The sequence below is a fragment of the Streptomyces antioxidans genome (assembly GCF_000968685.2).
GTDB lineage: Bacteria > Actinomycetota > Actinomycetes > Streptomycetales > Streptomycetaceae > Streptomyces > Streptomyces antioxidans.
In genome coordinates, this window is sequence record NZ_LAKD02000281.1 from 1 (window position 1) to 244 (window position 244).

Sequence of the window (244 nt, forward strand, 5' to 3'; positions counted from 1 at the left end):
TCCGGATTTATTGGGCGTAAAGCGAGCGCAGGCGGTTCATTAAGTCCGATGTGAAAGCCAGGGGCTCAACCATGGGAATGCAGTGGAAACTGGGTGACTTGAGTGTGGTAGAGGAGAGTGGAATTCCCGGTGTAGCGGTGAAATGCGTAGAGATCGGAAGGAACACCGGTGGCGAAGGCGGCTCTCTGGGCCAACACTGACGCTGAGGCGCGAAAGCGTGGGGAGCAAACAGGATTAGATACCC

1 rRNA gene is annotated in these 244 nt (G+C 56.1%); it reads left to right on the forward strand.

From position 1 onward, the window contains the following. Window positions 1–244 (forward strand): 16S ribosomal RNA (locus VT50_RS38170); the annotation flags it as partial.